Genomic DNA, 12,812 nt, shown 5'->3' with positions numbered 1-12,812 from the left:
ACTTCCATGAATATTGCTTCCCACTTACCCGGAGGGTGGGTGCGCAAGTTTCGTGGAAGTGGAAAAAAATGGGCCGCGGAGGAGTCCGCGGCCCGGTGGGATTGGTGGGTTTATTTGAGTTTGAATTTTCCAACGATTTCTTCGAGAGTTCCAGCAACCTGCTCCTGCTTGTTAGTCATCTCATTTACATTAGATACTACGTCAGCTGCAGCCATTACAGAATCATTAACTCTGCTGGAAAGATCTGCTGTATCCTGAGTGGATTCTGCAATGTTCTGGATTGCCTTACTAACCTCTTCCATTGATGCTCTGATGTTCTCAACCATCTGAGCAATGTTCTCTGAGGAATCTCCGAAGGAACCTGCGTCATCACCATACTGCTTGGCAAGTCCTACGAACTTGTCATAATCAGGAGTAACTGTCTCTTTGATAAATGTAAGAAGCTCTCCAGAAGAATTTGACAAAGTACTGAAAGCTTCCTGAACACCATCGATTGTCTCTCTGATCTGCTCTACAGCCTCTGATGTGCTGCTTGCAAGCTTATTGATCTCAGAAGCAACTACTGCAAAGCCCTTGCCGGCATCTCCAGCTCTTGCAGCCTCGATACTTGCATTAAGAGACAAAAGATTGATCTGATCTGCAATCTCTGCAATCGTATCAGCAAGAGTACCAATCTGGTCTACTACCTTAGCCTTCTCATTGGCTTCCTCAAGGTCAGCTTCTCTTTGCTCTGCAATTGAAATAGCATAGTCGTGAGCTTCCGCACTTTCTTTTTCAATACCCTTTGCCCTTGCCTTGATATCAGCAGCATCAGCACTTGTCTTTTCAGTCTCAGCAGCAAGCTGGTGAACAGAAGCATTTACCTCTTCTACAGAAGCATTAACCTGCTCTGTTGCAGCACCAGATGACATCATAGCATCATTAACACCTGAAATATTGCCCTGGATGCTGTTAAACTGATCAGAAAGTTCACTGGCCATACTAGCAAGGCCTGTGGATGTCTCTGTAACTTTGACTGATCCATCTGAAATCTTGGTGATGACGTCCTTATTGCTCTCAAACATGTTATTGAGGGATTCGCTCATTGCTCCAAGCTCATCACCTCTCTTATTATTTATCTTATCAACAGTAAAGTCGCCACTGGCAAGTACACTTGCGAACTGTTTAACGTTGTTTATGCTCTTTGAAATGCTCATTACAAATACCATAATTATTGCTGCACTAACAACAAGTGCAATGATCATTATAGTAATAAGCACTGTGGTAGCTTTTTTTACAGGAGCTTCCAACTCTGTAATGTCCATTCTGATGATCATCTTCCAGTTAACATCTGGAATATTCATGTATGCTGCAATGATCCTTGCACCATTTTCCATGAACGCTCCCATACCAGGAGTCTCACTTGCATTTGCAACTATATTTGTACCTAGTGTTGCCAGTTCCTTATTCTCATCGTCAACAATATTCAAACCATTTTCTACCTTGCTAGGGTCATCACAATGGATATATACACCAGTAGAATCCAAAAGCATTGCTCTTCCTGTTGATCCTACCTTAATAGAAGAAACAAGAGCCTGAACATTTGAAAGCTCCATATCAACTGTAACGCAGCCAATATACACGTCATTATCATAGATTGGTGCCGAACATGTGCTCATTACAAGTCCTGATGTAGGATCATAATATGGATTTGTGATTGATGTTGCTCCATTAGCAAGAGCTTTTGCATTAAGATAATACTCCTGGTTGAAGTAATCATATTCAGCATTACTGTAGTCCCAGGTTTCTGAAATCTTGTCGCCATCCTTAAACCAATATGGTCCAACATATTTTTCTTCCTGATTATAAACATTTGGCTCAAACCATAGGCCAGCGCCTAGGATAGAGTCATTGTTAGATATAATCTTGCTCAACATCGCACCATAGCTGTTCATATCCATTGACTTATAGGATGATGATACAGAATCAGAAATATTTACTGCTGTTGTCCTTATGATCTGCAATTTTGCTTCTACAGCAGTTGCAGAATCCTGAACCTGACTGAACATGTTGCTGGTATTAGTTTCCTGCATATTTGTAGATAGTTCCTGTGCTGCTATGTAGGTCAGGATGATCATGGCTATAGCCATTACTGGAAGAATACATAGTAGCATTTTTGTCTTAAGGCTAAGTTTTTTCATCTGTTGCACCCCTTTACTGTTTTAAGAATATTACTAACGTTTTTGCGTTAATTAAATCCACTATTATTTTACTCCATGCTCATGTATATTTGTTCTAAAAAAATTATTAAGTTGAATTAAGATTAAATAAAGATTTTACGCCATTTTGCCTGATAATAGCTGTGCAAATAGTTTATATGTTTTTTATCATTTTTTTAGACCTTATATGTCGTTATTTTGTATATATACGTGATAAAATCAATATGAGTCGTTTTAGTTTTTAATTAAAATGAAAGGAAGATATAATATGAACGCTGAACAGTATCGTAGAGCCAATAACGCAAGCTTTGTTGCCACCTGTGCGATTCTCATATGCGGAGTTGCCCTAACAATATGGAAGGGATTTCAAGCCGGCTTTTCAGTTTCCAGCAATATACTTATAATTGCCGCAGTTGTAGGCTTTGTTCTGACATGCTTAGGAAACTTTAAGTTTTCAACCGTAAAAAGAGGTTCAATACTTATAATGGGCGGGGCTACAATTTTCTATTTTGTGCTTCTTATTGCAGAGACAAATCTTATTTATTTTGCTTTTGGATTACCAATCCTGATCATAAGTATCATCTATCTGAATTCAAGATTGTGTAAGGCAGGAATGTCAGTAATTATAGTTTCTTTCTTTATCACCTGCTTAAAATCCTATCTGAGCACAGGAACTTTAGATCTTGACCACGTTCCTGCATTTATAACTCTTGGCCTTGCATTTGTAGCTACTATCACTACTGTTTCGCTTCTATGTAAGTTCAATGATGAAAATAATGACAGGATTACCAAAGACGCAGAAAAGAGTCTTGAAACCAGTGACAAGATGGCTGATATAGCAAATACAATTACAGACCTGTTCAACAATTCTCAGCAAAATATGGTTGATCTTCAAAATATCATAGAGACTCAGCGTTCCGGCATGAAGGATATAGCAAGTAGTATGGAGAGCACAGCTCAGGCCATTACTTCTCAGGCTCAGAGAGTTCAGCAGATACAGGAAGAAACAGCTACAACAGAGCAGCATAGAAAAGATATGACCAAGGCATCAGAAAGTGCACAGACAGCAGTTCAGGATGGTGTTAAGGTCATCGGCGAATTAAAAGAAAAATCTCACAATGTTGCTCAGCAGAGCCAGGTTACTGTTGAAGCCACACAGGCCGTTATAAACAAGGTTGCAGAAGTAACCAAGATTGTCGGGTCTATCATGTCTATTTCAAAGCAGACAAACCTCCTTGCACTTAACGCAAGTATCGAGGCCGCAAGAGCTGGTGAAGCAGGAAAAGGCTTTGCTGTCGTTGCTAATGATGTCCGTGAACTTGCAGAAGAAACAAATACCGCTTCAAATGAGATCACAAGCATCATCAATGAGCTTAACGAAGACGTTCAAAAGGCAATGGCAAGTATTGACGATACAGTAGCTTCTGTTTCAGAACAGAATGAGATGATTGAATCCGTTGGCGAAAACTTTGACAGCATTAACGATAATGTTTCAGAGATGCTATCCCGCTTTGCAGAGATTGGCGAAGGAATGAAATCAATTGCCAGCTCAACTACAGAAATTAACGACAGTATTTCAAATCTGTCTGCAACCAGCCAGGAAGTTGCTTCCCTTTCTAACGAAGGTGCCAACGCCTCCGAAGAAGCTGCATCCAAGTTTGATGATTTCAAGGTCATCCTTGGAGATATCTTCCAGCAGGCTAATAAGTTAAAAGATATGCAGCAGAATTAAGCGTTTCATAAACCACGATACTTTTAAATGCGATATATAAAGGGCTTTGAGGATTCCAAACCTTCAAAGCCCTTAAATTTTAGGGAATTTTTATAAATTTTGTGCCAAAAAGCTTAACTTTTAGTGCAAAAATACGATATAATAATAGAAAGGCACATAGATACTAGCCTTAAATCTTTACACAATTTACGAAAGGAGGAAACGAGTGTATGACAGCTACATTGGATGCCAAAATGGAAGTAATGGACTGCATCAGAAAGGATTGTGAAGATGAATACTATCCAGATCCAGAAAAAGTAGCCCATATTACTGGATTACCATTGGGGGTTGTTTTTGATTTACTGATAGAACTCAAAAACCAGGGTTGTCTTGGCAAGAGATGATCTATTGTTCAAAAATGGAGAAAACAATGGACGAACAGCAAAGTTAAAGGCTCTATGCAAATAAGTGCATAGAGCCTTTACTATTATAAAATTGTCTATATCTCATTATTATTTTCAGTTATTAGCGCCATTTTACAGAAGTTCTACCGGTTCATGTGTGAAATCAGCCTTTCCATCCTCATAGAGCTTTGTAACAAAATCTATGGCTTTCTGCCCAGACTCTTCTATCGGCACGTTCTGGCTATAAATGTACTTAATCTTATCACCACTAACAAGCGAAAAATCTATCTGAGTTCCTGAAATCTGTCCATCCCCAAAGTCCAAAGGCTTAACCTCTACTGACTCTACTTCTTTCACTACTCCAGCCTCAAAAAGTACTCTCATTTATAACCCTCCTTGATTTGGTTTATAGAAATATGCATACTATATTTTATCACCTTTTAATTGCAATTGCGATACCCTTTGGATAATTGGCCAGTCTGTGCTATACTAAATAAATGTATTACAAAAATCGTAACAAAGCATGGGGGCTTTTATGAATATAAATATTAAAAAACTTACAGGGCTGACTATGGCTGCCCTTATTTCTATATCATCTCTAACAGGTTGTACTTCTCAGGACAAGCAGTCCGTTAATGACTGTGCTACCACATTTCTTGCAATTGTTGCCTCTGATTCAGAGGAAGATATCAGCAAATATGCTACTTCTGAAGTTGCAGCTGGTGACTTTGTCCAGCTATTTGACGCAGAATATCTTTCTGGCAAATTTATTTCCGACACAGAGAACATTGAACTTACAGAAGAATCCAAGAATAAACTTGACGAATTCTGTGGCCTTTTTTCTGACATGATACAGGACTATTCTGTTTCTGATGTTGAGATAACCAAAGGTGAGACAACTACTGCAACCTGCACTGCTACAGTTAAGACATCCTTTGCAGTTGATGTGATAAGTAGTGATAAAGTTGCTGATGAGATTGAGAAAGCCAAGAACAGCTATGCCACAGACCACGCAGAAGAAATCCAGACCCTCTCAGACGAGGATGCGGCTGCTGCCAATAATAAGGTCTATAATGACATGCTAATGCTGATCTTGCAGATTTATGAAGATGAGATTGCTAATTCTCAGGAGATGACCTACGCAATGGTCCTTACACTTGAAAAGAATACAGAAACAGACTCATGGATAGTAACTAACGTTGAATCCTATGATGATTCCAATGGAAACTAAGTAAATTTTGTCTGCAAAAAAACTTGAGGCGTGTGAGCTTATCTCACAACGCCTCTTTTATTGTCTTTATGCCGCTTCTAAGCATATATGCAGATACAAGTATTGATCCTAAAATGTCAAAGTAATAGGAAAATGTTGATTTCGGCCAAAGTGCCACTACAAGGAGCGTTAGCGTAACGCAGGTATCAACAATTGACTTGGCTCCATAAAGCCTTGCCTGGACCCCTAATATAGCATTTTTCTCCACTGAATAAAGTTTTGAATATTTTCTCCAGAAAAGCGTATTGGCTATAACTCCAAACAGGGCAATAACAAAAGCCGGAAGGACATTTCCCTTATCGCCTGTGTCTGAAACAAATGCCATTATGATCATACTGATGCCACTAATACACATGATGATTCCAACAAAGATATTGCTCTTTTTCTCAAGTTTTTTCCTTCTATCTTCATCAAAATTATCCCTGTTAGTAATAAGATAAACCACAAAAGCGGCAATTATCGCAAGAAGCTCTGCGCTTCTTCTGGTAAAATCAGAAATCTGTGTGGAGCTTCTTCCTATAGTCAGCCCTATTCCCAGAATAAGAGGCCCTGGAGAGCTTAATATGACTGATAAGAGAAGGGTCTTAAACCCGCTCTTTGTATTCTGTTTATTGTCAGATTTCTGCATGATCTGATCCGTCTCCTATCTCAGAATTAATTCCCCTATAAAAAGAACTATCATAGCCGCAACCGGGCAATAAAATGTATCATAGCCTCTAGTATCAAATAGCTCTGCCAAAGTGCTGGCAATAGCTGTCAGTGCCGCTACTACTATCGTCGCCAATAAAGAATACTTGCCATAAATCTTAAGAGTGATCAGAACAGCCAAAAAGCTAAAGAAAAACATAGCAAGGCTTCCCTCAAGGGACTTTCTCTTATCTTTCCCTATCTTGTGCCTTCCAAAGGCCTTCCCAATAAGGGCTGCTGCCGCATCTCCTGGCCCCCAGGCGACTATACAGGCTATAGTAAGGAGTCTTTCTCCCAAAAAGCCCCAGCACACGCTGCAGACAATCGCATACATTATTGCAAGAGCCATCATAGAATAACTAAACTCGCCCTTTTTTCTGGCATTAAAGAAGGCTGATGCCCCAGGAATCTTAGATAAAAGATACACAAGTGGAAATAAAATAAGTACGGCAAGTAAAAACACTACAGCGCTATAACGCCAGTCGTCATAATAATGTGACCAGGCTATAACTCCAGCTAACGCCAGCATATGTAGCATTTTTCTAAAAACTTCTTTGCCGTACTTATTTTTATTCATATACTTCTTATTCTACTGAATTGATCAGTGCAAATATTTCTTCCTTGATCTTCTTGTTGGTCTCAAGAGCATTCTCTCTGCTATCTCTGTTAGAGTAGAAATAGAACTTAATCTTAGGCTCTGTACCAGATGGTCTTACAGCAAACCATGAACCATTATCAAGGAAAAGTCTGATTGCATTCTGAGGTGGAATGTCCTCATAACCATTAATATAATCAATAACTTTCTCAACCTTGGCTCCGGCCACCTGTGTAGGAAGGTTTTCTCTAAACCACTTCATCATACGCTGAATACGCTGGGCTCCAGGGATTCCCTCAAGTACCATGTTAGGTTCATCCTCTGCAAAGAAGCCATACTTAGCGTAGATTTCCTGAAGAACATCCCACAAAGTCTTGCCCTGCTTGCGGTAGTAAGCTGCTGCCTCTGCGACAAGCATACCTGCTGAAATACCATCCTTGTCACGGATGTCCTCACATACCGCATATCCAACAGACTCTTCATAGCCAAAGAGATATGTATAGCCGTTTTCGTGAAGATATGGAATCTTACCACAAATATTCTTAAATCCTGTAAGAGTCTCAAACATCTCAACGCCATAAGCCTTTGCCATGATAGTTGAAAGAGTTGAAGTAACAATAGACTTGACCATAGCTCCCTTTGCAGGAAGTGTTCCAGCGTCCTTACGTCCCTCAAGAACGTAATTAACAAGAAGATATCCTGTCTGATTACCGTTAAGAGGAATATAATTGCCATTGTCATCTCTTATCTCGATGGCAAATCTGTCAGAGTCAGGATCTGTCGCCATTAAAAGCTCAGCTCCAAACTCTCTTCCGTACTGCTCACTAAGCTTAAATGCCTTAGTATCCTCTGGGTTGGGATATCCAACTGTTGTAAAGTCAGGATCAGGATTCTCCTGCTCTGGAACTATCTTCCAGTTAGTAAAGCCTCTATCTGTCAGCATCTGTCTAAATGGAATTGAACCGCATCCATTAAGAGGTGTGTATACAAGAGGAATTGTAAGATCAAGCTCATCTCCCTCGTGGATAGCCATTCCCTCAATCTTATCAAGGTATTCTCTATCATACTCAGGTCCTAAAACTGTAATCTTGCCAGCCTTAACACCTTCCTCAAAGTCAGATGTCTTGATGCCTGACCAGATATCTACAGCATTGATCTTCTCTGTCATACCATCTGCCACATCAGCAGAAACCTGACATCCGTCATCCCAGTAAGCCTTATAGCCATTGTACTCTCTTGGATTGTGAGATGCTGTGATATTGATACCAGAAACTGTTCCCAGTCTTCTGATCATAAAAGCAAGCTCAGGTGTAGGACGAAGATCAGGGAATGTATAAACCTTGATCCCGTTTGCTGCAAAAATACCAGCTGCAAGCTGTGAAAACTCCTTTGAAAAATGTCTTGGATCATGAGCAATGATAACACCCTTCTCACAAGCCTCTTTACCCTTGGAAACGATATAGTCAGCTACGCCCTGAGAAGCCTTACCTACTGTCAGGAAATTCATTCTGTTAGTACCTGCACCAACCTTGCCACGAAGACCAGCAGTACCAAAAGAAAGATCCTGATAGAATCTATCCTCTATTTCCTTGTCATTACCCTTAATAGACTCAAGTTCAGCCTTAAGTGGGTCAGAATCTGATAGTTTCTCAAGCCACTCATTGTACCTAGCCATATAATCCATTTTTTTGTACCTCCATTACTTTCCGCCAGTGATCTTATTGATGACGATCTTGCCAGCTCTCTTAACTGCATATGGACCAACCTTGGAGAATTTGTCCTCAGCCTTTACCATTGTGCTGGCTGCTGGCATATCTCTTGTAAGGTGAATCGCGTCAAATTCACACTTTGTTGTGCAGAGTCCGCAACCGATACAACGATTCTCATCAACTGTTGTAGCGCCGCAGCCAAGGCATCTTGCTGCCTCAGTCTTGACCTGCTCCTCTGTAAGTGTAAGTCTGAGATCCTCGAAAGTATCCTTGGCTACTCCAGCCTTCTTACCTGGGATCTGTCTCTGTGCATTGTCAAAATTCTCTACCTTGATATCATCCTTGTCAAGTTCGATGAACTCTCTTCTGTCTCTAGCAAGGTCGAGTCTGTTTCCTTTGTGGACGAAACGGTTGATAGAAACATATCCTTCTCTACCGCCTGCAATAGCATCAATAGCAAATCTTGCACCAGTAAATACATCACCACCTACAAAGATATCAGGCTCTGCAGTCTGTCTTGTAAGTGCATCTGCGATAGCTGTGCCGTTTCTGTTAAGTTCAACCTTGGTTCCATCAAGAAGGTTGCCCCACTGTACTGACTGTCCTATTGAAAGAAGAAGATTCTCACAAGGAATCTCTATTGTCTCATTCTCATCGTACTTAGGACTAAACCTGTGCTGCTCATCAAATACGCTTACACACTTCTTGAAAATAACAGCCTTTACGTGACCCTTGTCAGTAACAACTTCCTTGGGTCCCCAACCGTTCATTACTTCTATGCCTTCTTCCTTGGCTTCTGCTACTTCATCCTTGGCAGCTGGCATTTCTGATGCGCTCTCAAGGCAGAGCATAGTAACTTTGGAAGATCCGGCTCTTACAGCAGTTCTTGCTACGTCAATAGCAACGTTACCTCCGCCAACAACTACTGTAGCGCCATTTAATTTGATTGAATGATCCTGATTGATATTGCGAAGGAAGTCAACACCTGTCTGAACACCCTCTGCTGTCTCTCCAGGAATACCTGCAAGTCTTCCGCCCTGCATACCGATAGCGATGAAGAATGCCTTGTAGCCTTCATTTCTAAGGCTCTGGATAGTAACGTCCTTGCCCACTTCTACGCCGCATTTAAATTCAGCACCCATCTGTCTGATAACATCAATCTCGGCATCAATTATATCTTTTTCAAGACGGTAGCTTGGAATACCATTCATAAGCATTCCGCCTGGTCTCTTCTCTTTTTCAAATACTGTTACAGGATATCCGTTAAGTCTCAGATAATAAGCTGCAGAAAGACCTGCCGGGCCAGCTCCGATAACTGCTACCTTGTACTCGTCGCTCCACATTCCACCATCATGCTTCTCGCAGAGAGGAATATATCTCTTATCTGCCTTGAGCTCAAGAGAAGCGATGAACTTCTTGATCTCGTCAATTGCAAGTGGCTGATCCACTGTACCTCTTGTACATGCATCCTCACAACGTCTGTTACATACAGCGCCGCAGATATATGGGAATGGGTTATCCTGCTTGATAAGCTTAAGAGCGTCCTCATATCTGCCCTCAGCTGCCATCTTTATATAGCCCTGTACAGAAAGGTGTACTGGACAAGCTGACTTACAAGGTGCTGTACCAGTCTCATAGCAATTAATCTTGGCGTCGTCTCTATAGTTGTAGTTCCACTTCTCAGGTCCCCACTTCTTATTATCAGGAAGCTCTGTCTTAGGATATTTAACCTCTGCGCCATTCTTCTTGCAAAGCTTCTGTCCAAGCTTGGCAGCTCCAACAGGACATACCTCTACGCACTTACCGCAGGCAACACACTTATCCTTCTCAACGTGTGCTCTGTAAGCAGATGCAGACATATTAGGTGTGTTAAAGAGCTGTGAAGTTCTAAGAGCATTACAAACACCCGGAGCACAGTTACAAATAGCAACGATCTTGCCCTCACCATCAATATTGGTAATCTGGTGAACGTAACCATGCCTCTCAGCACGCTCAAGAATCTCATATACCTCTTCCTTGGAAATGTAGTGACCAATTCCACGATCATCCATGTATTCAGCCATATCGCCCATGCCGATACAGTAGTCTCCTCGGATCTCGCCTGAACCCTCACCACGCATAGCCTGCTGCTTACGGCAAGAGCACTCTGAGATACCATACTTGTCATACATGTCGATCCAACGTGATAAGTGCTCAACAGGCACTGACTGATTCTCAAGTGAGATAGCCTTCTCAACTGGAATAACGTGCATACCAACGCCAGCACCTCCTGGAGGAACCATCTGTGTGATACCAGCCAGTGGAAGCTGTGTCATAAGGTTAAAGAATGTAGCAAGCTGTGGGAACTCATCTGTGAGTTTCTCCTGCATCATCATGAACTCTGCTGAACCTGGTACAAAAATAGGAAGCTCATACTGCAGATGCTTGTCAGGGGTCTTCGCCCTGTTCTGCTCGATGATTCCTATCCATCTAAGCCTCTCAACCATCTCTTTTGTCTTATCAACAGTCATGTTGTTCATCTGGGCCAGTTCTTCAATTGAATATGGAACTCTGGTCTTTTTGAAATTCAAAAGGAACTTAACCTGTTCCTTGTTAAGGATAAGATCAAGCATCCAGTACTCTGGGTCTCTGTTATTGATCTTGTTAGTAAACTTCTTTACATATCTATCTGTAATAAGTGTTGCCAACTTAAGAACAAGCTTCTCTTTTTCAGGATCCTCTGCCTTGTAATTCGGATCCTGCCAATAATCATTCTCATTGATCATTGGATCCCCAATCTTCCAATTAGCCTCCATCATAGTCTTTTTTGCCATAAAACCTCCTACCTATGAGCATCCTAATGCCCCAAAATAATAATAAAAAAGTAGCTGTCATTTACACTGACAACGCGCATTTTTGTATATTATATTATACTTGAAAGCGGCCTATTTTACTAGTTAAAAAAACTGGAATCAAAGATTCCAGTTTCCAAATTTCACAGGTGAAGGTTCATCTATATGTGGCCCTAGCATCTTCTCCATCCAGATCATGTCATACCAGGTGCCAAATTTGTAGCCACAGTCATGGAAGGTTCCAACCAGCTTGTAGCCTTTTCTTTCGTGAAAGTGCATGCTGTCATTGGTCAGATGCTCATCTATCCTTCCTTCTCTAAGATAAGAAATGCAGGCATTAACATTTATTATTCCCATTCCCTTGAGGGATTTCTCTAATGCTTCATAAAGCTTTGTTCCGTAGCCTTTTCGCTTACAGTCTTGTTTCAGATAAATTGTAGTCTCAACAGACCAGTCATAGGCGCTTCGCCCTTTAAAAGTTCCAGCATAGGCATAGCCGACTATCTGGCCCTCATCATCCACCGCCTTGATATAGGGGAATTTGGCTGAAATATTCTTTATACGATTTTCAAATTCCTCTAATGATGGAACTTCATACTCAAAAGTAATGGCCGTGTCAGTAACATAAGGAGCATATATATCAAGCAGCTCTCTGGCATCACTTACAGTAACTCTTTCGATTTTCATAACTTTTCTCCTCGACACTTTTGCAAATATTATCCAATATCAAAAGGAATCCCCCGGCTCCTTATGATCAAAGATTAACCTTGGGAAGATTCCAAAGAAAATGCCTTGCAAGCCATCTCATGACCAAAACAAGCATAAAGGCGCTTATCATGGCTGCGTTCCAGGTTCCCATAATTTCATGCATGATCACCATAAGGATTCCTCCAATAATAACAGGAAGAGCATATACATGCTTGACAAAGATAGCTGGCATCTGGATTGACAATACGTCTCTTAAAACGCCTCCTCCAACTCCAGTTATAAAGCCCAGAAATACAAGGAGAAAAAGATCATCCTCATAGCCAAAGTTTGCTCCGAGCATAACACCATCTACCATGAAGGCTGCGAGTCCAAGAGTATCAAAAACAAATAAGCCCCTGTCATAGAGGCCAGCAAATTTCTGGGGAATTCCCTTATGAAAATACATGATTCCAAAAACTATGTTGGCTACAATAGCAGCAACCAGCACATAGAACGGATTTATGAACATCTGGGGCGGAAAACTCCCCATGATGATATCTCTAAGAGCACCACCCCCACAGGCGGTTACAATAGCAAGGATATTAACTCCAAAAATATCCATTTTCTTCTGTATGCCGGTAATGGCGCCTGATATGGCAAACGCAACCGTTCCTATAAAATCAAAAAGTACAAGTAAACTAAGAGACAATGTCTTTACAC

At 41.0% G+C, this 12,812-nt stretch carries 11 protein-coding genes; 3 read left to right on the top strand and 8 right to left on the bottom strand.

Features of this window, described 5'->3' with window-relative positions:
- Positions 1 to 110: 110 nt before the first annotated feature.
- Positions 111 to 2,180, bottom strand: coding sequence for a methyl-accepting chemotaxis protein (locus tag BLO53_RS06825; protein ID WP_092059951.1), 2,070 nt, complete (start codon positions 2,178 to 2,180; stop codon positions 111 to 113).
- A gap of 286 nt (positions 2,181 to 2,466) precedes the next feature.
- On the opposite strand from BLO53_RS06825, the gene BLO53_RS06820 reads away from it, so the two are divergent.
- Both BLO53_RS06820 and BLO53_RS19175 read left to right on the top strand, forming a co-directional pair.
- A complete protein-coding gene (locus tag BLO53_RS06820; protein ID WP_176757196.1) occupies positions 2,467 to 3,930 on the top strand; it encodes a methyl-accepting chemotaxis protein in 1,464 nt (487 codons plus the stop codon).
- A gap of 209 nt (positions 3,931 to 4,139) precedes the next feature.
- Complete coding sequence (locus BLO53_RS19175; protein ID WP_013280440.1) at positions 4,140 to 4,313, top strand: hypothetical protein; 174 nt, start codon at positions 4,140 to 4,142, stop codon at positions 4,311 to 4,313.
- Between the two features lie 132 nt (positions 4,314 to 4,445).
- On the opposite strand, the gene BLO53_RS06815 is transcribed toward BLO53_RS19175, so the two are convergent.
- Complete coding sequence (locus tag BLO53_RS06815; RefSeq protein ID WP_092059947.1) at positions 4,446 to 4,697, bottom strand: hypothetical protein; 252 nt, start codon at positions 4,695 to 4,697, stop codon at positions 4,446 to 4,448.
- 151 nt (positions 4,698 to 4,848) lie between these two features.
- On the opposite strand from BLO53_RS06815, the gene BLO53_RS06810 reads away from it, so the two are divergent.
- On the top strand, positions 4,849 to 5,544 hold the full coding sequence (locus tag BLO53_RS06810) for a hypothetical protein (RefSeq protein WP_092059945.1): 696 nt from the start codon (positions 4,849 to 4,851) through the stop codon (positions 5,542 to 5,544).
- Positions 5,545 to 5,587: 43 nt separating this feature from the next.
- On the opposite strand, the gene BLO53_RS06805 is transcribed toward BLO53_RS06810, so the two are convergent.
- The 6 genes from BLO53_RS06805 to BLO53_RS06780 all read right to left on the bottom strand — a co-directional run bounded on the left by BLO53_RS06805 (position 5,588) and on the right by BLO53_RS06780 (position 12,801).
- Entirely contained in the window at positions 5,588 to 6,211 is a 624-nt protein-coding gene (locus BLO53_RS06805; protein ID WP_092059943.1) for a cation transporter, read from the bottom strand.
- A 15-nt stretch (positions 6,212 to 6,226) separates the two neighbouring features.
- On the bottom strand, positions 6,227 to 6,847 hold the full coding sequence (locus BLO53_RS06800) for a diacylglycerol/polyprenol kinase family protein (protein ID WP_092059941.1): 621 nt from the start codon (positions 6,845 to 6,847) through the stop codon (positions 6,227 to 6,229).
- 7 nt (positions 6,848 to 6,854) lie between these two features.
- Positions 6,855 to 8,549 (bottom strand): phospho-sugar mutase, encoded by a 1,695-nt coding sequence (locus BLO53_RS06795; protein ID WP_026488388.1) that lies wholly within the window; start codon positions 8,547 to 8,549, stop codon positions 6,855 to 6,857.
- A 15-nt stretch (positions 8,550 to 8,564) separates the two neighbouring features.
- A complete protein-coding gene (locus tag BLO53_RS06790; protein WP_092060101.1) occupies positions 8,565 to 11,339 on the bottom strand; it encodes an FAD-dependent oxidoreductase in 2,775 nt (924 codons plus the stop codon).
- Positions 11,340 to 11,525: 186 nt separating this feature from the next.
- Complete coding sequence (locus BLO53_RS06785; protein ID WP_092059939.1) at positions 11,526 to 12,092, bottom strand: GNAT family N-acetyltransferase; 567 nt, start codon at positions 12,090 to 12,092, stop codon at positions 11,526 to 11,528.
- 67 nt (positions 12,093 to 12,159) lie between these two features.
- Complete coding sequence (locus tag BLO53_RS06780) at positions 12,160 to 12,801, bottom strand: trimeric intracellular cation channel family protein (protein ID WP_242875326.1); 642 nt, start codon at positions 12,799 to 12,801, stop codon at positions 12,160 to 12,162.
- Positions 12,802 to 12,812: the final 11 nt, after the last annotated feature.

It is taken from the genome of Butyrivibrio sp. INlla14, assembly GCF_900102515.1.
GTDB lineage: Bacteria > Bacillota > Clostridia > Lachnospirales > Lachnospiraceae > Butyrivibrio.
Note: the sequence above shows the minus strand (reverse complement) of the source record. Positions and strands in the feature narration are given on the sequence as shown.

Excerpts from the sequence above, each read along its gene's own strand:
- BLO53_RS06785 (WP_092059939.1), bottom strand. The coding sequence starts at position 12,092 with ATGAAAATCGAAAGAGTTACTGTAAGTGATGCCAGAGAGCTGCTTGAT.
- BLO53_RS19175 (WP_013280440.1), top strand. The coding sequence starts at position 4,140 with ATGACAGCTACATTGGATGCCAAAATGGAAGTAATGGACTGCATCAGA.
- BLO53_RS06810 (WP_092059945.1), top strand. The coding sequence starts at position 4,849 with ATGAATATAAATATTAAAAAACTTACAGGGCTGACTATGGCTGCCCTT.
- BLO53_RS06825 (WP_092059951.1), bottom strand. The coding sequence starts at position 2,180 with ATGAAAAAACTTAGCCTTAAGACAAAAATGCTACTATGTATTCTTCCA.
- BLO53_RS06815 (WP_092059947.1), bottom strand. The coding sequence starts at position 4,697 with ATGAGAGTACTTTTTGAGGCTGGAGTAGTGAAAGAAGTAGAGTCAGTA.
- BLO53_RS06800 (WP_092059941.1), bottom strand. The coding sequence starts at position 6,847 with ATGAATAAAAATAAGTACGGCAAAGAAGTTTTTAGAAAAATGCTACAT.
- BLO53_RS06805 (WP_092059943.1), bottom strand. The coding sequence starts at position 6,211 with ATGCAGAAATCTGACAATAAACAGAATACAAAGAGCGGGTTTAAGACC.
- BLO53_RS06820 (WP_176757196.1), top strand. The coding sequence starts at position 2,467 with ATGAACGCTGAACAGTATCGTAGAGCCAATAACGCAAGCTTTGTTGCC.
- BLO53_RS06790 (WP_092060101.1), bottom strand. The coding sequence starts at position 11,339 with ATGATCAATGAGAATGATTATTGGCAGGATCCGAATTACAAGGCAGAG.
- BLO53_RS06795 (WP_026488388.1), bottom strand. The coding sequence starts at position 8,549 with ATGGATTATATGGCTAGGTACAATGAGTGGCTTGAGAAACTATCAGAT.